This window comes from Bradyrhizobium sp. Kon10, from assembly GCF_055807395.1.
Genome location: NZ_JBVVOZ010000004.1, coordinates 330810 through 352347, shown reverse-complemented (window position 1 = coordinate 352347; position 21538 = coordinate 330810). Strand labels below are relative to the sequence as shown.

34 protein-coding genes and 2 tRNA genes are annotated in these 21538 nt (G+C 61.6%); 17 read left to right on the top strand and 19 right to left on the bottom strand.

All coding sequences use genetic code 11. From position 1 onward, the window contains the following. Positions 1–103: 103 nt before the first annotated feature. Positions 104–1279 carry an OpgC domain-containing protein gene (locus AC0L2O_RS09290; protein WP_473369503.1) on the top strand — a complete coding sequence of 392 codons (1176 nt, stop codon included), beginning with the start codon at positions 104–106 and terminating at the stop codon, positions 1277–1279. 37 nt (positions 1280–1316) lie between these two features. Here the strand turns inward: AC0L2O_RS09290 and AC0L2O_RS09285 are convergent, their stop codons facing one another. From AC0L2O_RS09285 to AC0L2O_RS09260, 6 genes are all read right to left on the bottom strand, one after another. Next, the gene (locus tag AC0L2O_RS09285) at positions 1317–1508 is read right to left on the bottom strand and encodes a hypothetical protein (RefSeq protein ID WP_369723808.1); all 192 of its coding nucleotides are present in this window, start codon (positions 1506–1508) and stop codon (positions 1317–1319) included. 277 nt (positions 1509–1785) lie between these two features. Further along, positions 1786–2097: a hypothetical protein gene (locus AC0L2O_RS09280; protein ID WP_473369502.1), complete on the bottom strand. Its 312-nt coding sequence runs from the start codon at positions 2095–2097 to the stop codon at positions 1786–1788. Positions 2098–2201: 104 nt separating this feature from the next. After that, positions 2202–2278, bottom strand: a tRNA-Pro gene (locus AC0L2O_RS09275). A gap of 95 nt (positions 2279–2373) precedes the next feature. Next, the gene (locus AC0L2O_RS09270; protein ID WP_473369501.1) at positions 2374–2859 is read right to left on the bottom strand and encodes a DUF192 domain-containing protein; all 486 of its coding nucleotides are present in this window, start codon (positions 2857–2859) and stop codon (positions 2374–2376) included. A 138-nt stretch (positions 2860–2997) separates the two neighbouring features. Continuing rightward, a complete protein-coding gene (locus AC0L2O_RS09265) occupies positions 2998–3630 on the bottom strand; it encodes a cold-shock protein (RefSeq protein WP_045007223.1) in 633 nt (210 codons plus the stop codon). Positions 3631–3842: 212 nt separating this feature from the next. Then, positions 3843–4604 (bottom strand): SIR2 family NAD-dependent protein deacylase, encoded by a 762-nt coding sequence (locus AC0L2O_RS09260; protein ID WP_473369500.1) that lies wholly within the window; start codon positions 4602–4604, stop codon positions 3843–3845. A gap of 278 nt (positions 4605–4882) precedes the next feature. Here AC0L2O_RS09260 and AC0L2O_RS09255 point away from each other — a divergent pair, with 278 nt between their 5' ends. After that, complete coding sequence (locus AC0L2O_RS09255; RefSeq protein WP_369723816.1) at positions 4883–5047, top strand: hypothetical protein; 165 nt, start codon at positions 4883–4885, stop codon at positions 5045–5047. 82 nt (positions 5048–5129) lie between these two features. Here AC0L2O_RS09255 and AC0L2O_RS09250 read toward each other — a convergent pair whose 3' ends face one another. After that, positions 5130–5423 (bottom strand): hypothetical protein, encoded by a 294-nt coding sequence (locus AC0L2O_RS09250; protein ID WP_369726763.1) that lies wholly within the window; start codon positions 5421–5423, stop codon positions 5130–5132. A 285-nt stretch (positions 5424–5708) separates the two neighbouring features. On the opposite strand from AC0L2O_RS09250, the gene AC0L2O_RS09245 reads away from it, so the two are divergent. Together AC0L2O_RS09245 and AC0L2O_RS09240 are read left to right on the top strand one after the other, a co-directional pair. After that, on the top strand, positions 5709–5939 hold the full coding sequence (locus AC0L2O_RS09245; protein WP_473369499.1) for a hypothetical protein: 231 nt from the start codon (positions 5709–5711) through the stop codon (positions 5937–5939). Positions 5940–5971: 32 nt separating this feature from the next. Next, complete coding sequence (locus tag AC0L2O_RS09240; RefSeq protein ID WP_369723820.1) at positions 5972–6130, top strand: hypothetical protein; 159 nt, start codon at positions 5972–5974, stop codon at positions 6128–6130. Positions 6131–6140: 10 nt separating this feature from the next. Here the strand turns inward: AC0L2O_RS09240 and AC0L2O_RS09235 are convergent, their stop codons facing one another. The 4 genes from AC0L2O_RS09235 to AC0L2O_RS09220 all read right to left on the bottom strand — a co-directional run bounded on the left by AC0L2O_RS09235 (position 6141) and on the right by AC0L2O_RS09220 (position 8076). Then, positions 6141–6338, bottom strand: a complete 198-nt coding sequence (locus tag AC0L2O_RS09235; protein ID WP_369723822.1) for a hypothetical protein — start codon at positions 6336–6338, stop codon at positions 6141–6143. A 703-nt stretch (positions 6339–7041) separates the two neighbouring features. Continuing rightward, positions 7042–7224, bottom strand: coding sequence for a hypothetical protein (locus tag AC0L2O_RS09230; protein ID WP_473369498.1), 183 nt, complete (start codon positions 7222–7224; stop codon positions 7042–7044). Beyond that, positions 7221–7358: a hypothetical protein gene (locus AC0L2O_RS09225; RefSeq protein ID WP_409188888.1), complete on the bottom strand. Its 138-nt coding sequence runs from the start codon at positions 7356–7358 to the stop codon at positions 7221–7223. The genes AC0L2O_RS09230 and AC0L2O_RS09225 overlap by 4 nt, the downstream gene beginning before the upstream one ends. 421 nt (positions 7359–7779) lie before the next feature. Beyond that, entirely contained in the window at positions 7780–8076 is a 297-nt protein-coding gene (locus tag AC0L2O_RS09220) for an HU family DNA-binding protein (protein ID WP_071914190.1), read from the bottom strand. Between the two features lie 280 nt (positions 8077–8356). Between AC0L2O_RS09220 and AC0L2O_RS09215 the strand changes: the two genes are divergently transcribed. Both AC0L2O_RS09215 and AC0L2O_RS09210 read left to right on the top strand, forming a co-directional pair. Continuing rightward, positions 8357–8527 (top strand): hypothetical protein, encoded by a 171-nt coding sequence (locus AC0L2O_RS09215; protein ID WP_369723824.1) that lies wholly within the window; start codon positions 8357–8359, stop codon positions 8525–8527. A gap of 331 nt (positions 8528–8858) precedes the next feature. Further along, on the top strand, positions 8859–9161 hold the full coding sequence (locus tag AC0L2O_RS09210) for a hypothetical protein (RefSeq protein WP_473369497.1): 303 nt from the start codon (positions 8859–8861) through the stop codon (positions 9159–9161). Between the two features lie 22 nt (positions 9162–9183). Here the strand turns inward: AC0L2O_RS09210 and AC0L2O_RS09205 are convergent, their stop codons facing one another. The 6 genes from AC0L2O_RS09205 to AC0L2O_RS09180 form a co-directional block, all read right to left on the bottom strand. Further along, positions 9184–9390, bottom strand: coding sequence for a hypothetical protein (locus AC0L2O_RS09205; RefSeq protein WP_369723828.1), 207 nt, complete (start codon positions 9388–9390; stop codon positions 9184–9186). A gap of 30 nt (positions 9391–9420) precedes the next feature. After that, a complete protein-coding gene (locus tag AC0L2O_RS09200; protein WP_369723829.1) occupies positions 9421–9621 on the bottom strand; it encodes a hypothetical protein in 201 nt (66 codons plus the stop codon). A gap of 266 nt (positions 9622–9887) precedes the next feature. After that, positions 9888–10028 (bottom strand): hypothetical protein, encoded by a 141-nt coding sequence (locus AC0L2O_RS09195; protein WP_473369496.1) that lies wholly within the window; start codon positions 10026–10028, stop codon positions 9888–9890. 314 nt (positions 10029–10342) lie between these two features. Next, positions 10343–10909, bottom strand: coding sequence for a nuclear transport factor 2 family protein (locus AC0L2O_RS09190; RefSeq protein WP_473369495.1), 567 nt, complete (start codon positions 10907–10909; stop codon positions 10343–10345). A gap of 18 nt (positions 10910–10927) precedes the next feature. After that, positions 10928–11536, bottom strand: a complete 609-nt coding sequence (locus tag AC0L2O_RS09185; protein ID WP_473369494.1) for a hypothetical protein — start codon at positions 11534–11536, stop codon at positions 10928–10930. 185 nt (positions 11537–11721) lie between these two features. Then, positions 11722–11898: a hypothetical protein gene (locus AC0L2O_RS09180; protein WP_473369525.1), complete on the bottom strand. Its 177-nt coding sequence runs from the start codon at positions 11896–11898 to the stop codon at positions 11722–11724. On the opposite strand from AC0L2O_RS09180, the gene AC0L2O_RS09175 reads away from it, so the two are divergent. From AC0L2O_RS09175 to AC0L2O_RS09165, 3 genes are all read left to right on the top strand, one after another. Then, the gene (locus AC0L2O_RS09175; RefSeq protein WP_473369493.1) at positions 11818–12435 is read left to right on the top strand and encodes an HAD family hydrolase; all 618 of its coding nucleotides are present in this window, start codon (positions 11818–11820) and stop codon (positions 12433–12435) included. The genes AC0L2O_RS09180 and AC0L2O_RS09175 overlap by 81 nt on opposite strands. A gap of 319 nt (positions 12436–12754) precedes the next feature. Beyond that, on the top strand, positions 12755–13207 hold the full coding sequence (locus tag AC0L2O_RS09170; protein ID WP_473369492.1) for a VOC family protein: 453 nt from the start codon (positions 12755–12757) through the stop codon (positions 13205–13207). A 386-nt stretch (positions 13208–13593) separates the two neighbouring features. Next, positions 13594–14232 (top strand): glutathione S-transferase family protein, encoded by a 639-nt coding sequence (locus AC0L2O_RS09165; RefSeq protein WP_473369491.1) that lies wholly within the window; start codon positions 13594–13596, stop codon positions 14230–14232. Positions 14233–14356: 124 nt separating this feature from the next. Here AC0L2O_RS09165 and AC0L2O_RS09160 read toward each other — a convergent pair whose 3' ends face one another. Continuing rightward, the gene (locus AC0L2O_RS09160; RefSeq protein ID WP_473369490.1) at positions 14357–14602 is read right to left on the bottom strand and encodes a hypothetical protein; all 246 of its coding nucleotides are present in this window, start codon (positions 14600–14602) and stop codon (positions 14357–14359) included. Between the two features lie 56 nt (positions 14603–14658). Then, entirely contained in the window at positions 14659–14913 is a 255-nt protein-coding gene (locus AC0L2O_RS09155; RefSeq protein WP_409188913.1) for a PilZ domain-containing protein, read from the bottom strand. Between the two features lie 224 nt (positions 14914–15137). Between AC0L2O_RS09155 and AC0L2O_RS09150 the strand changes: the two genes are divergently transcribed. The 8 genes from AC0L2O_RS09150 to AC0L2O_RS09115 all read left to right on the top strand — a co-directional run bounded on the left by AC0L2O_RS09150 (position 15138) and on the right by AC0L2O_RS09115 (position 21461). Beyond that, positions 15138–15212 (top strand) — tRNA-Glu (locus tag AC0L2O_RS09150). Between the two features lie 441 nt (positions 15213–15653). Further along, positions 15654–16280, top strand: a complete 627-nt coding sequence (locus AC0L2O_RS09145) for a PilZ domain-containing protein (protein ID WP_473369489.1) — start codon at positions 15654–15656, stop codon at positions 16278–16280. Positions 16281–16401: 121 nt separating this feature from the next. Beyond that, complete coding sequence (locus AC0L2O_RS09140; RefSeq protein WP_473369488.1) at positions 16402–16644, top strand: hypothetical protein; 243 nt, start codon at positions 16402–16404, stop codon at positions 16642–16644. Between the two features lie 199 nt (positions 16645–16843). Beyond that, positions 16844–17800, top strand: coding sequence for an ABC transporter substrate-binding protein (locus AC0L2O_RS09135; RefSeq protein ID WP_473369487.1), 957 nt, complete (start codon positions 16844–16846; stop codon positions 17798–17800). Between the two features lie 7 nt (positions 17801–17807). Next, entirely contained in the window at positions 17808–18686 is an 879-nt protein-coding gene (locus AC0L2O_RS09130; protein WP_473369486.1) for an ABC transporter permease, read from the top strand. Next, positions 18679–19485 carry an ABC transporter ATP-binding protein gene (locus AC0L2O_RS09125; RefSeq protein WP_473369485.1) on the top strand — a complete coding sequence of 269 codons (807 nt, stop codon included), beginning with the start codon at positions 18679–18681 and terminating at the stop codon, positions 19483–19485. The genes AC0L2O_RS09130 and AC0L2O_RS09125 overlap by 8 nt, the downstream gene beginning before the upstream one ends. 283 nt (positions 19486–19768) lie before the next feature. Then, a complete protein-coding gene (locus tag AC0L2O_RS09120; protein ID WP_473369484.1) occupies positions 19769–20809 on the top strand; it encodes a PrsW family intramembrane metalloprotease in 1041 nt (346 codons plus the stop codon). A gap of 73 nt (positions 20810–20882) precedes the next feature. Next, entirely contained in the window at positions 20883–21461 is a 579-nt protein-coding gene (locus AC0L2O_RS09115; protein ID WP_473369483.1) for an HdeD family acid-resistance protein, read from the top strand. The last annotated feature ends 77 nt before the right edge of the window (positions 21462–21538 follow it).

Sequence of the window (21538 nt, the reverse complement as noted above, 5' to 3'; positions counted from 1 at the left end):
TGCACCGTGACAATTCCATACCCGCCCTCCGCGCCGGGGTCCCGCCCGGCGGCACTGCCTCGCCGACATCAGCGCATCTGTCCTCTTCGAAAGCTCCCGTCGCATGGCCTTCCTGAACATCAGCGCAACCCTTCCCGAGAAAGGCCGCGACCTCAGGCTCGACCTGTTTCGCGGCATCGCGAACTGGGCGATTTTTCTCGACCACATCCCCGACAACATCGTGAACTGGATCACGACCCGCAATTACGGCTTCTCCGACGCCGCCGACCTCTTCGTCTTCATCTCCGGCTACACCGCCTCCTTCGTCTATGCGCGGATGATGCTGGAGCGTGGTTTCCTGGTCGGCGCCACCCGTCTCACCAAGCGGGTTTGGCAGCTCTACGTCGCCCACATCATCCTGTTCGTGATCTACATCGCCTCGATCAGCTATCTGGCGCTGCGCTTCGGCGATTCCGAGATGATCAACGAGTTCAACGTCGCCGGCCTCGTCGACAACGCCACCGAGACGCTGCGGCAGGGCCTGTTCCTGCGCTTCAAGCCGCTCAATCTCGACGTGCTGCCGCTCTACATCGTGCTGATGGGCCTGTTTCCGCCGGTGCTGTGGTTCATGCTGCGCAAGCCGGATCTGACCATGGCGCTGTCCATCGTCCTGTGGCTCTCGGCGCGCCACTTCGGCTGGAATCTGAACGCCTATCCGGCCGGCCAGTGGTACTTCAACCCGTATTGCTGGCAGGTGCTGTTCGTGTTCGGCGCCTGGTGCGCCATGGGCGGCGCGCGGCGCTCGATGACGCTGATCAACGCCCCGATCACGCTGTACGCATGTCTCGCCTATCTCGCTTTCGCGCTGGTGATGACCATGGCCGGTCGCTTCCCGGGCCTCGCCGCGATGATGCCCGAATGGCTGTTCTCGGCGTTCAATCCGAACGACAAGACCAATCTTGCGCCCTACCGCTTCATCCATTTCGTCGTGATCGTGATCATGGTGATCCGCTTCGTGCCGAAGGAATGGCCGGGCCTGGAATGGAAGATCTTTGATCCCGTGATCGTCTGCGGCCAGCAGTCGCTCGCCGTCTTCTGCGTCGGCGTGTTCCTGTCCTTTGTCGGCCATTTCGAGCTGTCGATGAGCTCGGGATCGCTGTTCGCGCAGCTGTTCGTCTCGATCGCCGGCATCGCGATCATGACGACGGTGGCCTACTACATTTCCTGGTCGAAGCGGCAGGACAAGCCGTTAAAGCCGCCACCGGCCAAGCCGGCGGCAACGACGGCCAAAGCCGCTTAGGAGCAGGCCGCCTCAGCGAGGTGGCAGCGGATGAAGCTCACGCCGCCGCTTCGTCGTACTCGGTGAACTTCCTGTAGATCCAGTCACGGCCGTCGTGGCGGCGCCAGACCTTGCCGTAGACGAGCTGCCCGTTGATCGAGCGGCGCGGCACGATCACGGTCCAGAGGTGCCAGATTTCGGTCCAGTTCGAGCGCGGACGGAGAGTTCTGGTGCTGCTATCGAAAACCATGACGAACAACTCGCGCGAAACGAAACGCCGCGACGAATGTGATCTCGTGTGGGCTGACTGATGGCCCATCGTCGCAAGCCGGACTGGCTTGATAACAGCCGCCATGGCGGCGGCAACGACGTCTCGCGCTTAACCTAACCGATCAACCTTACCTGGCGCAGAGTCTGGTTGAAACGCTCGCCTGTTTGATCCTAGGATATGTGCGCAATTTGAGAATGAGCGCGCCGTTTACGAACAAGGCGCGGTGATTTCGAACTCAGACTGATTTTTGAAAAACTCACTGCACGGGCTGGATGATCATGAATTTGCAATGTGCATATCTGCGCCTGGCGCTGGTTTCGCCGCCGCCATGGCCCGTCGCCAAACCGACCACGGACAAATTGCCGAAAGCCGCCAATGACGATTGTCGGGTTTGGCCGCTGATCCCATTCCCCGCCGGTTGGTACGCCTTGAACTGAGCGGGAAAAAGCGCAACGCCGCACAAGCGGAATATCATCGCTTGGCGGCGTCCGTTTAGGTATTGGGCGCTGAAATCCCCAACATCCATATGTCGTTGGCGACGCCCAAAGGTTCGATGAACTTTGGTCATTCCGCGCCGGATAACCTGTTTTAATTCCAGCAAAAATCACGCAGAGATTGGATCCCGCGAGGAACAAGCGCTGAGCGTTTATTGGCGTCCGAACCGTGAGGGACTGGTCGGGGCAGCTGGATTCGAACCAACGACCTGCAGTACCCAAAACTGCCGCGCTACCAGGCTGCGCTATACCCCGAATGTCCGGTGAGCCCCGTCGATACACGCTTCCCAAGCTGCCAGCAAGCTTTCGAAGCGGCCAGCAAGACGCCAAATCGCCCGGTGGTGTGGGCTCTATTTGCTGCCGAACAGCGGATGGCCGACACGGTCGCCGGGCCGGATGCCGTATTTCTGCGCCGTGCCCGCCGGCACCTCCAGAACGGCCCGGGCAGGACCCTGGGACGAGATGATTTTGGTCGACAGCGGCTCGGTATTCTCCGCGATGCGCAGGATGCGGCCGTCGGCGCGGATGAAGATCATGTCGAGCGAGACGTAGGTGTTCTTCATCCACATCGAGATCTGCTGCTCGGGATTGAAGTCGAACAGCATGCCTTTGCCGTCGGCCAATTCCTTGCGGTACATCAGCCCGGTCTGCTTCTCCTCGTCCGTCGTCGCCATCTCCACCGAGAACGCCTGCACGCCATTCTTGGTGACGATCTCGAGCGGCTGGAAGCTGGCGGCGCGGACGGGCGAACTCGCGACAGCAAAGCCGGCGACGACGAGGATGGCGGCAAGCCAGCCCCGGGCAAGGGACCAGACAGTCGTTCGATCAGAATTCATGAGATGGCATTCTTGGCGCAAGAGCCTGGGACTGGCGAGGGACTGGTCCATCCTTACGCGGCGATGGCTGGAAAATCCAGAACAGGCGCTCCGCCCCGGCCACCCGCCTCCGCTCACGATTGCGGGAGCAAACAGCCGTCAGTGCGACTGCAATCCCGGCGATCCCGTCTCGGGATGGATCTCGGCCGCCATCATGCCCTTCGAGCCGGGCCCGAAGCGGACCAGCACATACTGGCCGGGCCGCAACTCGGTCATGCCGAACCGGCGCAGCGTCTCCATGTGCACGAAGATGTCGGGAGTGCCCTCGCCGCAGGTCAGGAAGCCGAAACCGCGAAGCCGGTTGAACCACTTGACCTGGGCGCGCTCGAGCCCGCTGGTCGCGGTGACCGTGACGTGGGTGCGCGGCGGCAGCATCTGCGCGGGATGGATCGCGGTCGATTCGTCCATCGAGACCACGCGAAAGGCCTGGTAGCCCTTGGCGCGCTGGATGCATTCGACGACGATGCGGGCGCCCTCATAGGCGGTCTGAAAACCGTCGCGCCTAAGCACGGTAACGTGCAGGAGCACGTCGGGCCAGCCATTGTCGGGAACGATGAAGCCGTAGCCCTTTGAAGCGTCGAACCATTTGATGACGCCGTGGACCTCGACGAGGTTGGCGCTGGCCTCACCTAATCCGGTGAAGGGACTGAGCGCGCTATCGCGACCGCCGCCATGTTCGCCGGCTGCGGGAACTCCCAGCTTCTTGGACTCAAATCCGTCCGACGACCCCATAACCCCGGACCCCACACATGCCATGCGACCCGCCTCAATTGGCGGCGCCGAATCACGCGTCTTTCGAGAACCTTCAGAGAATCTTCTCAACTCGACGCGACGCGAATCTTTCGAATCAAAAGATAACACTCCCGGTTAGGAGGCATAGACAAAAAAGAGATTCGCCGGAACCTATGAACAGCTTGCACAGCCGCGAATCAAAAGACGACCGCTCAATTGCCGACGAACGGCCCGAGCGTTTCGCCGATGTCGTGATGGATCACCAGGTCGGCGATGGCGTCCTGCTCGGTCGGCTCGCGATTGATGATCACCAAACGTGCACCGGCGTTCTTCGCCATCATCGGAAAGCCCGCCGCCGGCCACACCACGAGCGAGGAACCGATCGCGATGAAGAGGTCGCAGGCTTGCGACAGCTCGGTGGCGCGTTGCATTTCGTCTTCGGGCATCGCCTGACCGAATGAGATCGTTGCGGTTTTCACCGGCGCATCGCATGCGGCGCAGTTCGGCGCGGCGCTGTTTTCGTCGAAACGGCGCTTCACCCAATCGAGCTGATAGGCCTGCCCACATCCGATGCAGCGCGCATAAGTGGTATTTCCGTGGAGTTCAATCACGCGGTCGGGCGCGAAGCCCGAGGCCTGGTGCAGATTGTCGATGTTCTGGGTGATGACCGCGGGAACCTTGCCGGCGCGGTACAGCGCCGCGAGCGCGCGATGACCGCGGCCGGGCTTCGCCGCCCCGAAGGTGTCCTGCATCGCAAAGCGCCGGCGCCAGGATTCGTCCCGCGCGTCCTGGCTCGCGGCGAATTCATCGAACGGGATCGGACGGTTGCGAGTCCACAGGCCGCCGGGCGAGCGGAAGTCCGGGATACCGCATTCGGTCGAGATGCCGGCGCCGGTGAAAGGAACGATGGTCTTCGCCTCGGCGATCATATCGCCGAGCCGTTCAACGCCGCTGCGAAGATCTGAAGCAATCAACGCGGCCTCCGATTTGTTTTTGCGCTAGCTGCCACGCGCCCAAGCGGCAAGATTGTTGACGCTCTTATCCACCGTTGCGCAAGCCGCGATCGGCAATTCTTTCCGGTCCCTGTTTATCACATTCCTGCAATGCCTCCTCCCCATTGACGCCCCAATCAGAACCGCCAATGCATGTGTTGAATCGACTCAACCGATGCGGCGGCGCTGCTTGAGTTTAGGAGTGAACAGAGTCGAACTGTGAACAGAGTTCAGAGTTCAAGTGTGAACAGGGGATGGACATGACCGAAGACGAAGAACGCAGAGCACGCGAACGAGACGAAATCGCCGCACGTGTTGCCGCCTTCCGCGCGACGCAAGAAAAGTTCAAGCGCGAGCGTGACGAATATTTCGTGTCGACGCTCGAGAACGCCCGCAAGGTGGAACGGCCCTCGCTCTGGCCGTAACGATATCGCAACCAGAGATGCGCGCATGAAAAAAGCCCGGAGCAACGCTCCGGGCTTTTCGCTTGTCATTCCGGGCCGGCGATTACCAGTGATGACGGTAATAGTGGTGCCGGTAATAGCGCGGACCGCCGTAATAGGCGTAGGGGCCAGGACCATAAGCATAGGCCGGTTCGTCATAGTAACCGTAGCCGGGACCATAGCCGTAGCCATACGGACCGGAGGCGGCGATCGCGCCCGCGGTGAGCGCGCCGGCGGCCAGACCGAACGCCAAGCCCGGGCCGATGCCACGGCCCCGGGCTTCGGCGGGTGCCGGAGCCGCGACCGCGGTCACGCCGACGGCTGCAACGGTCGCAAGAACTGCAAGTGTCTTCCTCATCATTTATTTTCTCCCTCAAGTCCGAGGATACAACGAGGACAGCCTGCGATGGTTGCGTGCGGCCGCGGAACCCGCACCGCCAAAATGTTTGGGCCGGGCCCGGAACCAAATCGCGGCCCGTGGATTGAACCTGCAAGTGCAAGAGCCTCCGCTATCCGGTTGAGGCGACAGCACGAAGACCCCGTCAGTATCCTCCGCGGTGCTGGCGGGGTTTTCAGTTTCGAAGGGAAAAATGGCAGCAGATATAAATGGCTGCCAACGGCGACGACGCCGTGGGAGGAAAGATTGCCGCTATCCGCCTTGCTGGCCCGCATCCGCAGGCTCGTTCCCCGGACCAAGGAGCAGCACTACGACGAGATCGTCCGCAACTTCAGTGTCGGCGCCCTGCGTCCGCCCGCAACGCCAATGAGTGACAGCGAGCTCGCCCGCGCCATTGCGGAGTTCCTCAAGGCAAGGCCGTCGACGGAGACGGTTGCGAAGCTGGGCCGGCGGCTCGACCCCTCCTCCCCCCTCTGAGCGGCGTTTCTGACCGGCGCGGGAACGGGTGAATGGCCTGGGTGTTGATCTCGCCTCCGCATATCAAGAGGCTCACCATGCCCGTGTGGCTCGAGATCCTGCTCAATCTGTCCGGCTATGCCGGCTTCGTGGCGCTCGCAACGCACGGCACCTCATGCCGGCACATCGAGGCCGACGATCAGACCCTCTAGCGACGCGCGCTCAATTCGCGTGCGCAGCCTCTCCCGCGGTGCGCATCAGCCGGTCGGCCTTGACTGCAACGCGCGTATCGTCGACCTGCGGACGCAGCGAAAAGCTGATCACGACGAAAGCGAGACAGAACAGCGTGCCGACGACGGCAACGCGGCGATAGGTTTGGCGGTCGCCTTGGTAAAATGACGGTTCGAAAAAAGGGATCATTGGCAAATCGGTTTTCTTGTTGTGCTTGCCAGACACCTATCCCAACGGCGCGCAACTGCAACGCGATTGGGCTTTTAACCTAACCGAATAGGGTTATCGCGATCCCGACAGGTTTTCGTTAAAGCCTGATCCGGGCAAGCGCGAAGCGGTTTGCGGCATGATGCGGGTGAGCGAGACCGCAACGAGATGGTCCTTGGCCGTGCGTTCACTGCCTTTGTTCCGCCTTCAACTCTCTTTCGTTCCCAAAGAACGAATCGGAATCGAGGAAATCGGTGCGGAGCAAGTCCTAACAATCGGTTTGCACTGTGCGGGCGCAGCATGCGAGCGAAGCTTCGATCAGACCGAAATCGAAGAGCTTGATAGTGGAGCTTGGCGTGAAGCTCGCCTGCAGCCATCCTTCGAGACGCCCGCCTCTGGCGGGCCCTCAGGATGAGGTCGCGCTTTGCGGCGAGATACCCCTCATCGAAACGTCAGACCCTCATCGGCACACATCAGACCTCATGGTGAGGAGCCCGCCACAGCGGGCGTCTCGAACCATGCAGGCCGAGCACATCCGGCAAGCCCGCTACCTCGACATCAACAGGCGCAACTCGTTCTGCTTCCGACTCCATTTCGTTCTCAAAGAACGAATCGGAATCGCGAAAATCAGCACGAACCAATTCCTAATGACGCATGAAGCCATCATGCATGAAGGCGCGCAGCACTACTTCGCCGGCGGCAGGAATTTCGAGACCACCGCAAACACGATGATGATCTCGCGGCATGACTCGCACCGGAAGATGTTCGGTGGATTTGCGATCATCGGCTTGCAGCATTGCGGACAGGTCATGCAGATCGAATGCAGCCGGCGCGCGTTGGCCCGATGCGCGCCGATGATGCGCCTCAAGCCGCGCGCTTCGCCTTATCCTTCTCAGCAAAGCATTCGAGGATCTGGATCCGGAGTTCTTCTGCGACCGGCCCCTCGACCTTCCTCAGTTGATTCCAGAGCCTGATCACTTCGCGCTGTTTCTCGATGGTCATGAGTCACCTCCAAGGTGAGGTCACTAGAACAAAATGAGAACAGAAAGTCCAGCCCTCTCCGACGCAATTCCTGTTGATGCCGTCGTTGCTTTCAACTTTAAGTTAGGGGCGTAGCCAGCGGCCAGGCGCTGAAATCCCGTTGCCGTCGGCGAGAGAGCCCCGTGCGCAAGCGCGGGGTTTTTCGTTGAGCGTTGCGGGCTGGAGCCTTGTCGAGTTCGCGCGGCAATGCCGGAACGAATTCCCCACCCCGCGCATTAGCAAACCGAATGCGATGGTGCTGTCGGTTGTGTGAGGCGACCGCCGGCTTGGAAAACCCCGTAGCTCCCGCGCGGGGTTTTTTTTTGTGAGCCGCGGCGCAGTCGATGATCACCGCGGTCGCAGCATGGCCTGCCCGCGTGCCCTTCGGCAGGCGGTGGCCGGATCAGACGGAGTCCTTGGCAACCTTCAGCGGCGAGGCCTTGACCGACTTGCTCGCCGGCTTTGCCGCAAACTGCATCGGCTCCTTGGTGAAGGGATTGACGCCCATGCGGGCTTCGGTCGCAGGCTTGTTCACGACCGACATTTTCGCAAAGCCGGGAATCACGAACTCGCCGGACTCGTTCAGTTCCTTGTAGCCGACGGTCGCCATGTACTCGATGACCGACTTCACGTCGTTCTTCGACAGCTGCGTGCCCTCTGCGATTGCATCGATCAATTGGGTCTTGGTCATCTTCGCCATGTCAAACAGTCCTCTGAATTGGGTGCGCGCGAGCTACGATGTAGCTCTGCCTGGGAGGCCGTAAAACGACCCGGCGCGCTTCGGTTCATGCCTACGGTCATGAAGCAACCGGGCTTAGAACCTATCGGGACCGGAAACGCAAGCCGCACTTGCCCGGAGATTCCGGGTCTTTTGTTCGGATATTGGCCTGCCGCGCCGGGCTGGTTTCAAACCCCGCCGCCGCAATGCGGGTTCTCTTTTCAAGCCAGTTCCTGCATAATGCGGCATGGCTAAAACAAAAGTGACCTTCAAAACCGTCCGGATTGCCGACAACGACTGGAAAATACTGGCGGATTACCCGGGCAGCGAGCAGCGCCAGATCACCGGCTTCACCAGCAAGGCAGATGCCGACGACTGGATCAACGGAGATCGCAAGATCGCGTGGCTCCGCTCGCAGGGCTACGCCAAGTGAGCAGGTAGCATCTGACCCGTAGCGTTCGACGCGCTACTGCTCGGGCGTCTTGCCCTTTGGCTTCGCCGGACAGGCCCGCCCCTCTCCGCTCCAGATGTTCTCACCGCCGCGGTGCTTCACAGGCCGCGCTGCGGATCGCTTCGGCATGACCAGAACAGGTTGACCAACCAAAGCGTGGTCCACGACTCCTGAATGCGACATCCCGATCGGCGTTCTTCCTCCTGACGAGGCAGCGCGTGGTTAAACTTGTGGCCGAGCCTGCGTTGTTGAGACTTCAGTAACCCAACGCCTCCACTCTCCTCATCAGTATCGTTGCGTTGGAGTACCCACAGTGCTGGATTTTCACGAGCTGCGTGAACTCGCGGCCGATGTTCGCGTGTTTGTCGACGTCGCCGAAGACAAGGCCGAGGCGCTGCGCGCCGTCGTCGCGGCCTATGACGTGGTGCTGGCGATCTTCCCGTCCGAAGAGGGCATGGGCCTCCACGTCATCAAGGGCAGCGAGATCCTGGATGGAATCGCAAATTCACGGAGCCACGCGAGTTACAGCCACACGGCCATCGCCGTTCCCGACCTGCAGCACGCACAAGCGCTGAAGCTTCTGACGGCCCCGGTCGAACAACGGATCGCAGCCTAGTCGAACGCGGCGATCCCGCCTCTCAGTTGATGGCGATATCACCACGATACTGCGCGCTCTCGCGCAGACCATGCTTGTGCATCCTGAACAGGCCGAAGGCCAGCTGGCGAAGGTCGTCGCGATAGGATCCCGGCGGCAGCTTGCGTGCGCGCAGAAATGTCATCGCCGCCTGCTTGCGCAACGGAAGCGACGGCGCAACAGCCTTTTTCAATTCGGCGTGCTCACTCATTGTAACTGCCCTTGCTTACCTGGCCTTGGCTTACCGGGGCGGCTGCAGGCCGGGCGACCGCAGCCATTCGTTGATTTTCGCAGCCGTCTCGGCCTGGCGCGCCTGCCGGATCAGGTGATCCCGGCGAATACTCGGGGCCAATTTCTGCGCCTTCTGGCGCAGGCTCGAGGCTTCCTGCCGCATCATATCCTGCAGCGATGACGTCTGTTTGAAACTGCGCCAGGTGACCACGGCGCGCCCTTTCCGCTCAGCAGCAAAAACTATTGGATGACGCGATCATGCCCCACGCCGGGCAACGCTTCGTTAACCATTGATAGTTTGCAGCGCGAAAATTTACGTTTTCATCGCTCGGCATTGCGGGAGGCGGCCGTGCTCTCCCGGCGTGCAGCCGCGGCGCAACACACCACGTTCGAGGTCGAAGCCAACGAGGATATTGTCGTTCAGGCAGAGGCTTGCGCAGAGCCCTCGGAATGCCGCTCAAGCCGAGTAGGTCTTGCTCAGGCGAAGGAGGGCAATCGTCCGACCACCTGCAGGGCGCCCATCACGATCACCGACAATCCAAGTGCCGACCCGAGGAAGGCCAGATAGAGCACAACGTCACGTTGCTCGTCGCCCATTCCCGAAAACGCCTTGCGCATATCCGCCTCCGCTTTTGTCCAGGAAGTTTTTGTCCAAGAACTTTGATCCAAGAACATGCGGTTGGTTGTTCTGTTCCTGCGGCCAAGAAAAAGGCCTCCGCGAACGGAGGCCTAGTTTGAAGGGAGGAAAAGCACGTCAACCCGGCCAACCTGCCGGTAAAGCCGACGTTCCCTGATGCACAGCTGGATTCTTGAAAACCTGCCGGGACTTTATCCTGGGTTTAGGTCTCGAAAGGACCGAGTCTTATTCCACCGGTGCAGTCCGGCACTGTCACCGCAATCCCTGAGCAAAGCAGCCAGACACAAGCAGCAGCTCATTTCGGGACCGGCGATCCGTGATGCTGGGCAATCAGCCAGTGACCGCCGACCTGCACCAAAGCGAGGGTCAGACGATACGGGACGACGGTGCCATCCTTCAGCGTAAAGCTCGCGAAACCGGAGCTCAGGAGAACATTCGACCCGACCGCGATGGCTTGTTGATCGCCCATCTTTGCTTTGATGCCCGGCGGCAGCTTGCTGTAGTAGGCACGCACGTCGTCTGAACCGGTGAAGAGCTGGGCCGTCGATCCGAACAGCGTGGCATCCTTGGTATAGAGCGCGACGAATTTGTCGGCGTCGCCGGAATTGTAGACCTCCTCCCACTGCGCGCGGGCCGCGGCGGCGTCTTCGTTCGGTCCGGCCTTCGCGAGCTGCAGCGAGGACAAGGCAACGACAATGACAATGACAAGAACTGCAAAAAACTTCTGCATCAGGTTTCTCCAAATAACCGGCGTGTCTGCGGCACGCCGTTCCGCCGTAAGTATCTTCAGCACAAAATTCCAACAAAGCGCGACAAGCTGCCGGGAGGCTATCGCCGATGTCTTCGTATTGCGCTCACGCACGTGACCGCAATTCTCATCTTAGTTCTGCGCGACCTTTTTCTCTTGGTCTGCCGCTGGAGCGTCGATGTCCATCTCGTAGCTAATCACCGTCCCGAACGTAAGCTCCGGCCCCAGTGTTATGACCCAGAACGCGAACTTGCCGCTCGCGTCGAAATTCGCTTTCGCAGTAACGGTCAATGAACAAGTTGCGGTGAATCCGCTTTTCAACGCGGCCTGGTTTTTCTCGAGGCAGTCGTAAATTCCCACCGGAATGGCCGGCCTTTTGCCAATACAAACCGCGGTATTTCCCTGATTGATGTTCATTTTGCCTTCGAGCGTATTCTTGTTGACCCTGGTAAGGTCATATCCCGCACTGAGCTTTGGGCCTTGGATGATCGAGGCTAGCCAGCCGCCGATCCCCGCTTCCACCGAAGCCTTTGCTTCATAGCTTCCGCTCGTCGAATATTTCACATGTGCCCTGAGCGCGGGATCCAATCCCGCCGCCTTGGCCCTCAGCGCAAGCAGGCCCATCTCGCACTGCATCGACTTGAAAACAGTATCCGAATTGAGATTTTTGATCGTCGTCTGAGCGCTCGCGCTCGAAGCAAGGACGAACGCGAAGAAACAGCCAGCGAAAAAACGCAGCATTTGAAAAGCCCCCTAATCAATTGGGGCATCTTCTATTGTTTCAGCAAAGAATCAAGTGCGGGTAGAGGGGCGCCTCTGACGCTACCAACACTCAGGAAACAAGCTGAAGTCGAGCGCTGTCACGGCATGTCTGGAACGCCCACCTTCGGACCCTCTGCGGACTTGTCCATTGGTCTCTCGCGCGACTAATCTCCGACCGCTGGCGTTGGAACGTCGAAATTCAGCGGAAGCTTGTCAATGATTCCCAAGCCCTTAAGGCCGTCGTTTTCGATATGGACGGATTGCTGCTCGACACCGAGGCGCTTTACCGTGCGGCTATATTCGCCGCTTGTGTGGCTCAGGGACACCAAATGGTTGATCATGTGCATCTCAGTTTGATTGGCACCCCGAAGGATCTAGGTGACGAAAAACTTGTCGGTTATTTTGGACCGACATTCGATCTTGATCGTTACCATTTAGCCTGCGGGAGACATTTTGACGGGCTGTGCGCCACTGAAATTCCCCTTCGCCCTGGTGTCATCGACCTCCTCAAACTTCTGCGCGACGCCGCGATCCCCATGGCCGTCGCGACGTCAACCGCACGACCAAAATCTGAAACGCAGCTAAAGAAGGCGGGACTCTTGCACAATTTTGACGTGCTCGTCACGCGGAGCGATGTTGAGATAGGCAAGCCCCATCCGGAGACTTTCCTGAGGGCGGCCACACTCCTCAGCGTCGATCCATCAAGTTGCTTAGCGCTCGAAGACTCGCACAATGGAGTTCGTGCGGCAGCGGCGGCAGGAATGTCTACGATTATGGTCCCCGATCTGCTCCAACCGACTCCGGAGATTGCAGGTTTATGCGTCGGCGTGTTGCGGAGCCTGGATGACGTTCGGATCAGGATTTCTCAGCAGTTATAGCGGCCGTGCGGCTTCTAGGGTGGCTTCTTTCCGCCGACGCGCCTTTGCGAAAGAGTTTCGTTGAAGAACATGGGAGACCGTTGCGCTGATAGCAGCGCCAAAGAGAACTCCAGCAGCACTCGACCAAGAGACAGCGCTTTAGATTTATTGGCCGTTGCCACCCCGTGACTACGCGGCTTTGGACGACGCTTGGCTGCCTTAGAGCCGTATCATTCTCACACGCAAGTGCCACCCGCCCCCTGCCCCTCATCCCATTTTGCTGCTATTCATCGCCCCCGCCCGAACCAAAAACCCTCGACCATCAAAGGGAGCAACAACCATGCGATACCTCCACACCATGCTGCGCGTGCGCAATCTCGATGGCGCGCTGAAGTTCTATCAGGATGCGCTGGGGCTGAAGGAGGTGCGGCGGATCGAGAACGACAAGGGGCGTTTCACGCTGGCGTTCCTGTGCTCGTCCGACGACCTCGAGGCGCTGAAGAAGCAGCCGCAAACGCGCGGCGCGCCGCTGGTCGAGCTCACCTGGAATTGGGACGAGGAGAAGTATGGCGAGGACCGCTTCTTCGGCCATCTCGCCTATGAGGTCGACGACATCTACGCCACCTGCGAGAAGCTGATGAAGGCGGGCGTCACCATCAACCGGCCGCCGCGCGACGGCAACATGGCCTTCGTCCGCTCGCCCGACCTGCACTCGATCGAGCTGCTGCAGAAGGGCGAGCCGAAGCCGCCGCAGGAGCCGTGGTCGTCGATGCCCAACACCGGCCATTGGTAACGCCCTTCACGGGGAACAAGCTTCCCATCGCCGCGTTCTCTGTTCATGGAGCGAATGGAGGAGGACGCGATGGGACGCGGAATTTTGTTGTGGCTGTTAGGCGTGCCGATCCCGGTGATCATTCTGCTGTGGCTGTTCTTCGGCCGCTGATCGCCTGGTCAGACCTGCAATGAAAGCTCCGCCCCAGGCGGGGCTTTTTGCATGCAGCGGACCTTTTGCGTGAGAGGCTCGCAGCAATCGCGAAATTCCGCTATCACCCGCGCGATGCACTCGTAGCCCGGATGGAGCGAAGCGTCATCCGGGACGGACGCGCCTTGTGGCAACATCCCGGATTGCGCTTCGCTCCATCCGGGCTACGACAGCGAAAGACGCGCGGGAGGAATCTTATGCCGGAGACCAAGCTGACGATCTGGGGCCGCGCCAATTCGGTCAACGTGCAGAAGGTGCTGTGGTGCCTGACCGAGCTTGGCCTCGCCTATCAGCGCATCGATGCCGGCATGGCTTTCGGCAAGACCCGCGAGGCCGGCTATCTCGCGATGAACCCCAATGCGCGGATCCCGACGCTGGTCGAGGGCGACTTCGTGCTGTGGGAATCCAATTCGATCATGCGCTATCTCTGCCTCGCGCATGGACGCGGCACGCCGATCTACCCGGAGGCGCCGAAGCTGCGCAGCTCGGTCGACCGCTGGCTCGACTGGACGCTGTCGACGGTGCAGCCGGTCGACCGACCAGTGTTCTGGGCCATTGTGCGCACGCCGCCCACTGAGCGCGACATGATCCAGGTGCAGCGGGATGCCGACGCGGCTGCCGAGGTCTGGGCGATCGCCGATCGCCTGCTGGCCACGCGCCGCTTCATGGAGGGCGAGCAGTTCACGCTGGCCGATATCGCGCTCGGCGCCTATGCGCGGCGCTGGCTTGGCGTCGAAGGCATCAGCCGACCGGCGCAGCCGCACCTGACGCGCTGGCTCGCCGAGCTCGCACCGCGGCCCGGATTCGCGCAGCACGTGGCCCCGCCGATGTCGTGAGCCGCTGACGCGGCTTAAGCTGCAGTGAGGTCGTGCTGAATCGCTTCACGCGCGCAAGCCTCACGCAGCACGGCCGGACTTGACGGCTACTGTGCATGGGGTTGTTTTCGACTTTTTTGTCTGGCTAGCGCCGCGCCGCGGCATCGACGTTGATCGAGCCGCCGATCTTGACGCAGGTCGAGATCGCCTCGACCCAGCTGAAGCCCTGGCCATAAGACGCGCAGGCGTTCGCCCTGGCCGCTCCCGAGGCGCCCTTCAGCGGCAGCGTCTTGCTGGCCTGCGGTTGATCGGCCGGCGGAAGCCGCAACGTCTCGGCCGTGGCCGCGGAGGCGGCGGCGAAAGCGATCAGGCTGAGGACAATGGCGCGCATCCACGCCTTTTAGCCCGGACCGGCCGCACGCGCCATCCGGGCCGCGTGGGCGGGTGTCAGAGGAACCTGATGCCGGCCGACTTGCCGCGGCGCCAGATCACCTGGCAGCTTCGCCCGGTCCGTGCGTCCCGTGAGAACGCCATCCGGATCACGCCCGGAAGCTGGCTTGCGTCCTCATCCGTCGTGATCTTCGCGCCCGTGCTGGAGATGTCCTGCACCAGGCAATGCCGCGCCGCGAATCCGCCCTCCAGCGTGATCCAGGCATGCCGCGACAGCAGTTTGCGGGCCGCGCGCTTCTTGGGCTGTGGCATGGCTTAAAATCTCCCGCTCCAGCGCTATCTCAGGGAACCCTAAGAAACGGTTGAAATCGCGTTCCGAATGATGCCGGGGAAGCTAACCACCGCGGCGCAAAAGACCGGTCCCGAACGGCTTGCCGACCGGCCCAAAGGCCACTATACGTTCGCCCGCCGTGGCCGCCGGGCATGACTCGTGCGGCCGGCGGCCGTGCCGTGAAGAGCGGCGGGGCCTTGCGTTTGCTCCCTTCGTCTATCGGTTAGGACGCCACCCTTTCACGGTGGAGAGAGCGGTTCGATTCCGCTAGGGAGCGCCATACCTCGCTGCCGCCGGCCGGCGGACCGGCCCCGCAAAATCCACCCTCCCCGCGTGAACCTCCCTGCCGCTTACCTCCGACCCGGGCTCGTCTTCCAATCGCGCTTCCCGCTGTATCTCGGCGCCTTTTTCTTCTTCACGGATGGCGAGTTCATCGAATGGGTGCTGCGCAAAGCGGGCATCCGGTTCGAGCCCGACGCGATCGGGCCCGATCTCGTCAAGCGCTTCGCCTCCCGGTTCGGATGGGGAGCGCTGCTCGCGTCCTGGAAAGCCTCCGCGCCGAGAGCGAGCGCATGCATCGCGCGAAGGTCCCCCTGCGGCTTACTACCGCCTCCGGCGTTTACCAGAAATTTACCCCTGCTCATGAGTGCCGGTATCATTTGCTTAGAATTTGATTGCTACCGTGGAATTACGGAAACACTCCGCAACACGATTGGCCTACATGTCCGTCGCCGAATTCCTCAAGCAGCGTGCAGTGGACGTCAACGTGGGCGGCAGTTATTCGCTGCCGCGCTGGTACGATTGCGAAGGCAGGCTCAGGACGTTCGCCTGCCGCACCAAGCGCGTCTCGCCGTTCCGGATGATCGTGGACGTGCCGGTCGTCGGCAAGGTCGGCGAGCGCGTCACCTCCTATTTCCAGGAGTTCGGCGAATTCGAGTGCACGATCACCGCGACGCTGAGGATGGGCTTCCTGATGGAGCTCGAGATGACCCGGGCGCGGCGCGCCTGGATGTCGGAAAAGCTGACCTGGCTCGAGAAGAGGCAAAAGGACGCCAGCCTCGCCGAATTGCGGCATGACGCGCGGTTTGTGCCGCAGGTCCCGCATACGTTCCTGGCGCTCGCCGACGGCAGCACTCATCCCTGCTTCATCATCGACGTCTCGACGGCCGGGGTTGCGATATCCTGCGAATACGACCCGCCGATCGGAACGCCGCTCGCGGTCGGGGCCTGCGTCGGGCGCGTCATCCGGAAATTCGAGAACGGCTTCGCGGTCAAATTCGCTCAAAAACAGCAGCGCGACGACCTCGTCCGCCTGATCGTCCGGTCGGGACTGAAGCAGTCGGCGTGAGGGGGGGGGCGGCCGCTTCGCCTCCGTACCGCCGCCACGCCGTCGCCTCATTGCCGGGTCAGTTTTTGCGGGTCCGTGCGTCGTGCCGGACTCATGGGCAGAACTGCGATCGGGGGACCGAATGGCAGTGGACAAGATCACCTGGGACAGGGTCGGCCGGGTCACCGAGCCCGGACGCTACATGTACACGTTCGGCTGGCTCACCATCACCGCCGGCGACCTCGCGATCTGGCATCAGTATCCGCAGGCAGCGTTCACGCTGCTGGCGCAGCGCCCCTTGCCGGATGAGGCGACCGGCGAGGAATTCCACCTCGGCGCTTTCGACGTCGCACCCGATCCGCGGCCGCCTTTCACCACCCACTAGTCTCTCGTTCCCAAGCGTCGTTTCCAAGCGTGGTTTCCAAGGTCGATTTCGCGGCGGAGCCGGCTTGGACGATGATCAAAAAGGCAGCATCATCAAATTATTACCCCAGCCTATGATCGCCATTTAGCGAATAAATTTCACTTCTTGTTGCGCCGCAGCTAGGCATCGCTGTGCCGGACGGACCCAACAAGGACACGCGATGCGAGATACCACGCGACGAGAGTTCATCCGCTTAGCCGCAACCGCCGCGGCGCTGCCCGCAACCAGCTTCCGCGCATTGGCCGATGACCGCGTCATCAAGGTCGGGACGCTGAAGCTCATCCACGGCATCACGCCCTATTTTTATGAGAAACTCGCGCCGGCCGGCGTCAAGATCCAGGTGATCCCGTTCGAAAGTCCCACCGACGGCAAGAACGCTGTCGCCACCCGCACCGTCGACTTCGGCATTTTCGGCTTGGCAGCAGCGACGCTTGGCGCGGCCAACGCCGAGCCCGTCGTCATCATTGCTGCCGCCTGCAACCGCGGCATGGCCGTCGTGGCGGGAAAAGACTCTGCGATCAATTCGATCAAAGACCTCAAGGGCAAGAGGGTCGCGATCTGGCCGGGCTCCACGCAGGAGGTCGTGATCCTCGACCGGCTGACCGCCGAAGGCATGACGATCAAGGACATCGAGCCGGTTCGCGTGTCGTTCAGCGACATGGCGCCCGCCCTCGCCCGTGGCGACATCGACGCTTATGTCGGCGCGGAGCCCGGGCCCGGCATCAGCCTGGCCAACGGCGTCGGCAAGATCGTGGAATACCCCTACTCGACGCCGACCGGCTCGCTGAACATGGTGCTGACCACGCACGGTGAGATGATCGAAAAGGATCCGGACCTGATCCGCACGTTGCTCGCAATTCATCGCAAGGCGAGCGAATATGCGATGAGCGATCGCGAGGCGTTCGTCGCGATGGCGATGCAAAAGCTCGGCCAGCCCAAGCCGTCGATCGAACAGGCCGCGCCCAATGTGGAGCTCACCTGGAATATCGATGCGCTGTTTCTCAAGCAGGCGAACTATTACGGAACGCAAATGCTGGCCAAAAAGCAGATCCGCGAACTGCCGGACTACGGCAAATTCATCGAGCCGAGCTTCGTGAAAGCCATTGCCGCGATGTGAGCGATCGATGAGCCGGTCGATCAAAATCGCACCTCCGGCCGAGGCAGTGGCCGACCGCGCAGCGAAGACAACCCCGGCCAGGACGTCGCGCCCGTGGAGACTGATCCATCGCCTTCGCGCCATCGCGCTGGCGGCGGTGGTGCCGCTGGGGCTGCTGTTGTTCTGGGACATCATGGTGCGGTGGACTGGAACGCGACTCGTGCCGCTGCCGTCCGGCGTCGCCTTGATGATGAGGGATTTTGCAATCGGTGGAATCTACGATGACGCCTACAGCGCGAGCCTTGCCATACATTTCTGGAAATCGGTGCAGCGCGTCTATGGCGGCTTTCTCTGCGCGGCCGTCATCGGAATTCCACTTGGATTGATGATCGGTCGACTGCCGCTGTTGCGCGCGGTGCTCGATCCGACGCTGTCATTGTTGCGGCCGATTCCCGTCACGGCGTGGCTTCCATTGTCGATGATCTTCTTCGGGCTTGGCGCCAAATCGGCGATCTTCCTGGTTTTCCTGGGGGCCTTCTTTCCAATTCTCCTCAACACCATCTTTGGCGTGAAATCAGTTGACGTACGCCTGTTCGAAGCCGCCGAAATGCTCGGCTGCGCCGGGCCAAAATTATTCCGGGCGGTGGTTTTGCCCGCGGCCCTGCCCAGCATCTTCAACGGCCTGCGTCTTGGCGCCAGCTTCGCCTGGATCCTGATCGTGGTCGGGGAGATGACAGGCGTTCCGGAAGGCCTCGGCGCGGTGATCATGGACGGCCGCTCATTGTCGCGCACCGATCTGGTCATCACCGGTATGATCATTATCGGCGTCACCGGCTTTGTCTCCGACCGCATCCTGCTTTGGCTGAGCAACTATTTCCTTCGCTGGAGCCCGCAACACCATGTCTGACAGCCAACACGCGCCACCGATCCTGCGCGTCGATGATCTGCACAAAGTCTATGACGCGTCCAATGGCCCGGTCGAGGCGTTGCGCGGGATCGATCTGACGATCCAAAAAGGCGAGTTCGTCTGTTTGCTCGGCGCATCAGGCTGTGGCAAGTCGACGCTGTTGCGGATCATTGCCGGTTTCGAGCAGGCGACCAGCGGCTCTGTCACGATGTTCGGATTTGGGATTGATCGTCCTGGACCCGACCGCGGAATGGTGTTTCAGGACTACGCGCTGTTTCCCTGGCTGACGGTGAAAGAGAATATCGCCTTCGGACCGAGCCAGCGGCGGCTCGCTTCCAAGGATGTTGCCGGGATCACCGAGAGATTCATGGCGATGGTGGGACTGGCTGCGTTCGCCGACCGCTATCCGCATCAACTGTCCGGGGGCATGAAGCAAAGGGTCGCTATTGCGCGCGTGCTCGCCAACGACGCCGACGTCCTGCTGATGGACGAACCGTTTGGTGCCCTCGACGCTTTGACGCGCAGCAAGCTGCAGGAAGAACTGATCGATATCTGGAGGGCTACCAAGCTGACCGTGATCTTCGTGACCCATTCGGTCGAAGAGGCCGTCCTGCTCGCGGACCAGGTGGTGGTAATGACCGCGGGGCCAGGCCGCATCGATTGCCAGGTCCAGATCGAGCTGCCCCGCCCGCGTGATGTCTCGTCGCCAGAGTTCAATACCCTTCGGCGCGACGTGACACGGCGGCTGACCAGCCATATCGCCCGGGGCCGGGCGCTCGCCGCGACCGCGGATCCCTGATGTGCGACTTGCGGTCGCGACACGTACATCGTGAATCGAAGAAATCTCCGCATTCTCTTGATTTTACTGGCCGATCGCGATCTGATCGCCGCGGCGCCATCGCTGTCATCGATCGCAGACAGGTCCCGTCATGTAATTGATTGGGCTCGCATTCCCACCTCGGCAACGCTACGGATGAACAAAGGCTGTCACACTCGTTAAGCGACAGGACAGCTGGCGCATGACACATCATCGCATCGGTCGACGTAGATAAGCCGGTCAAGGAAACGCATTTTCGACCCCGATGTACCTGATTGAAGCACTGCCCACCGTGATCGGAACGGCCGCCATCGCCCCGGCGCTGCTGATGCTGTGGCTTGTCATCGCGGCCGAAGAACGCCCGGGCCCGCCGACCCAGGTTTGGACCGCGTTCCTGCTCGGCGCAGCCAGCATCTCGCTGCTCGGTCTCGCCCGCGCTCCCTTCGCCAGGATGGTTGCGGCGCCGGACAATGCCTGGGCGGAGCTGGCTATGCATTCGGTGTTCGGCGTCGCACTGCCCGAGGAGGCCGTGAAGGTGATCGCCATCGTGCTGGTCTCCTCAACCAAGCGGCGAACCTTCGCCAATCCGATGGACACCGTGGTCTATGGCGCCGCCGTGGGCCTTGGCTTCGCCGCCTACGAGAACCTCGCCTATCTCGTGCAGCACGCCGAGATGTGGCGCTCGCTCGCGGCCCTGCGCAGCGTGCTGACCGTGCCGTTCCACGGTGCGCTCGGCATCATCGCCGGTGCCTATCTGACAATCGCACGGGCCGGTACGGCGCTGGGTGCGCACCGCCGTCATCGCGACTGGGCTCGTCTCTCAAGCCGGCTGCTGATGCTGGCCGGCCCGCTGGCGCTGCATTCGGCCTTCGACTTTCCGCTGCTTACACTGCAGCAAATGCCCGATCTCGATCCGACCCTACGGATGTGGCTGGGCGCTGCCAGCCTCCTGATCGGCTTCAGCTCGATCGCCTTCGCCATGCGCCTGGTGCGGCGCGTCGCGCGCCACCACGCGCCGCGCACCGATATCGCGCGCGAGCGGCTCAGCCAACTGCGCCGGATGTGGGCGCTGCTGCTCACCGGCGGTGGGATCGGCTTTCTCGGCCTCGCCTTCGTGCTGACCTCGATCCATCATTGGCTCACCAATCCCGAACGCAACTTGACGCTGGCGCTGATCCCGATCGGTCTCACCTCGATCCTGCTCGGCATCGCACTCCTGATCGTCACAACCGCGATCTATGTTCTCGGCCGCAATCGTATCCGCACCAGCGGAGAGGGTTTTTCGTCAGCGCACGGCGGCGGTTGATCCACGACATAGCCAGGCCGGCGCGCGCACACTAGATTGAGCCCCATCTGCTCCTGCGACGTAGAGGTCCGCCATGACATCGCCCGAGGACTTTTCACGGCTGCAATCCGCCATGAGCCAGGCGGTGAAGGCGCATTGGAAGGCCTTTCTGTTCGAAGGCATCCTGCTCGCCGTTCTCGGTGTTGCCGCGCTGATCCTGCCGCCGCTCGCAAGCCTCGCCATCGCGATCTTCCTCGGCTGGATGTTCTTGATCAGCGGCATCGGCGGGCTGATCGCGACCTACTGGGCGCGCAGCACGCCGGGGTTCTGGTGGTCGCTGATTTCGGCCGCACTCGCCGTGCTCGCCGGCATGTTGCTGTTGGCGCGCCCAATGCAGGCCGTGCTGACGCTGACGATCGTGCTCGGCGCCTATTTCCTCGCCGAGGGGGTCGCCACCATCATGTATGCGCTGGAGCACCGTCGTGAGCTGAGCGGCCGCTGGTCGTGGCTCCTGATCTCGGGCCTTGTCGACATCGCGATCTCGTTCATGGTGATCACGGGACTGCCGAGCACGGCGGAATGGGCGATCGGCGTCCTCGTCGGCATCAACCTCTTGTTCGGCGGCGCCACCCTGATCGGCATGGCGCTGGCGGTACGCAATAGCAACAGTTGAGACGCCTCGTCGCGCCCTGCGCGGTCTTAGGGGGTGACAATCCGCCGACCGCGCGCTATATAGGCTGCCATGATCAC

What these genes read in the sequence shown, in the direction of transcription:
- AC0L2O_RS09250 (WP_369726763.1), bottom strand. Translation starts at nt 5,423, where the DNA reads ATGAGGAAGACACTTGCAGTTCTTGCGACCGTTGCAGCCGTCGGCGTG.
- AC0L2O_RS09115 (WP_473369483.1), top strand. Translation starts at nt 20,883, where the DNA reads ATGACATCGCCCGAGGACTTTTCACGGCTGCAATCCGCCATGAGCCAG.
- AC0L2O_RS09265 (WP_045007223.1), bottom strand. Translation starts at nt 3,630, where the DNA reads ATGGGGTCGTCGGACGGATTTGAGTCCAAGAAGCTGGGAGTTCCCGCA.
- AC0L2O_RS09185 (WP_473369494.1), bottom strand. Translation starts at nt 11,536, where the DNA reads ATGCTGCGTTTTTTCGCTGGCTGTTTCTTCGCGTTCGTCCTTGCTTCG.
- AC0L2O_RS09270 (WP_473369501.1), bottom strand. Translation starts at nt 2,859, where the DNA reads ATGAATTCTGATCGAACGACTGTCTGGTCCCTTGCCCGGGGCTGGCTT.
- AC0L2O_RS09255 (WP_369723816.1), top strand. Translation starts at nt 4,883, where the DNA reads ATGACCGAAGACGAAGAACGCAGAGCACGCGAACGAGACGAAATCGCC.
- AC0L2O_RS09180 (WP_473369525.1), bottom strand. Translation starts at nt 11,898, where the DNA reads ATGATCAACCATTTGGTGTCCCTGAGCCACACAAGCGGCGAATATAGC.
- AC0L2O_RS09130 (WP_473369486.1), top strand. Translation starts at nt 17,808, where the DNA reads ATGAGCCGGTCGATCAAAATCGCACCTCCGGCCGAGGCAGTGGCCGAC.
- AC0L2O_RS09290 (WP_473369503.1), top strand. Translation starts at nt 104, where the DNA reads ATGGCCTTCCTGAACATCAGCGCAACCCTTCCCGAGAAAGGCCGCGAC.
- AC0L2O_RS09205 (WP_369723828.1), bottom strand. Translation starts at nt 9,390, where the DNA reads ATGAGTGAGCACGCCGAATTGAAAAAGGCTGTTGCGCCGTCGCTTCCG.
- AC0L2O_RS09160 (WP_473369490.1), bottom strand. Translation starts at nt 14,602, where the DNA reads ATGCGCGCCATTGTCCTCAGCCTGATCGCTTTCGCCGCCGCCTCCGCG.
- AC0L2O_RS09170 (WP_473369492.1), top strand. Translation starts at nt 12,755, where the DNA reads ATGCGATACCTCCACACCATGCTGCGCGTGCGCAATCTCGATGGCGCG.
- AC0L2O_RS09240 (WP_369723820.1), top strand. Translation starts at nt 5,972, where the DNA reads ATGGCCTGGGTGTTGATCTCGCCTCCGCATATCAAGAGGCTCACCATG.
- AC0L2O_RS09155 (WP_409188913.1), bottom strand. Translation starts at nt 14,913, where the DNA reads ATGCCACAGCCCAAGAAGCGCGCGGCCCGCAAACTGCTGTCGCGGCAT.
- AC0L2O_RS09195 (WP_473369496.1), bottom strand. Translation starts at nt 10,028, where the DNA reads ATGCGCAAGGCGTTTTCGGGAATGGGCGACGAGCAACGTGACGTTGTG.
- AC0L2O_RS09125 (WP_473369485.1), top strand. Translation starts at nt 18,679, where the DNA reads ATGTCTGACAGCCAACACGCGCCACCGATCCTGCGCGTCGATGATCTG.
- AC0L2O_RS09140 (WP_473369488.1), top strand. Translation starts at nt 16,402, where the DNA reads ATGGCAGTGGACAAGATCACCTGGGACAGGGTCGGCCGGGTCACCGAG.
- AC0L2O_RS09120 (WP_473369484.1), top strand. Translation starts at nt 19,769, where the DNA reads ATGTACCTGATTGAAGCACTGCCCACCGTGATCGGAACGGCCGCCATC.
- AC0L2O_RS09225 (WP_409188888.1), bottom strand. Translation starts at nt 7,358, where the DNA reads ATGACCATCGAGAAACAGCGCGAAGTGATCAGGCTCTGGAATCAACTG.
- AC0L2O_RS09135 (WP_473369487.1), top strand. Translation starts at nt 16,844, where the DNA reads ATGCGAGATACCACGCGACGAGAGTTCATCCGCTTAGCCGCAACCGCC.
- AC0L2O_RS09145 (WP_473369489.1), top strand. Translation starts at nt 15,654, where the DNA reads ATGTCCGTCGCCGAATTCCTCAAGCAGCGTGCAGTGGACGTCAACGTG.
- AC0L2O_RS09235 (WP_369723822.1), bottom strand. Translation starts at nt 6,338, where the DNA reads ATGATCCCTTTTTTCGAACCGTCATTTTACCAAGGCGACCGCCAAACC.
- AC0L2O_RS09165 (WP_473369491.1), top strand. Translation starts at nt 13,594, where the DNA reads ATGCCGGAGACCAAGCTGACGATCTGGGGCCGCGCCAATTCGGTCAAC.
- AC0L2O_RS09220 (WP_071914190.1), bottom strand. Translation starts at nt 8,076, where the DNA reads ATGGCGAAGATGACCAAGACCCAATTGATCGATGCAATCGCAGAGGGC.
- AC0L2O_RS09285 (WP_369723808.1), bottom strand. Translation starts at nt 1,508, where the DNA reads ATGGTTTTCGATAGCAGCACCAGAACTCTCCGTCCGCGCTCGAACTGG.
- AC0L2O_RS09280 (WP_473369502.1), bottom strand. Translation starts at nt 2,097, where the DNA reads ATGACCAAAGTTCATCGAACCTTTGGGCGTCGCCAACGACATATGGAT.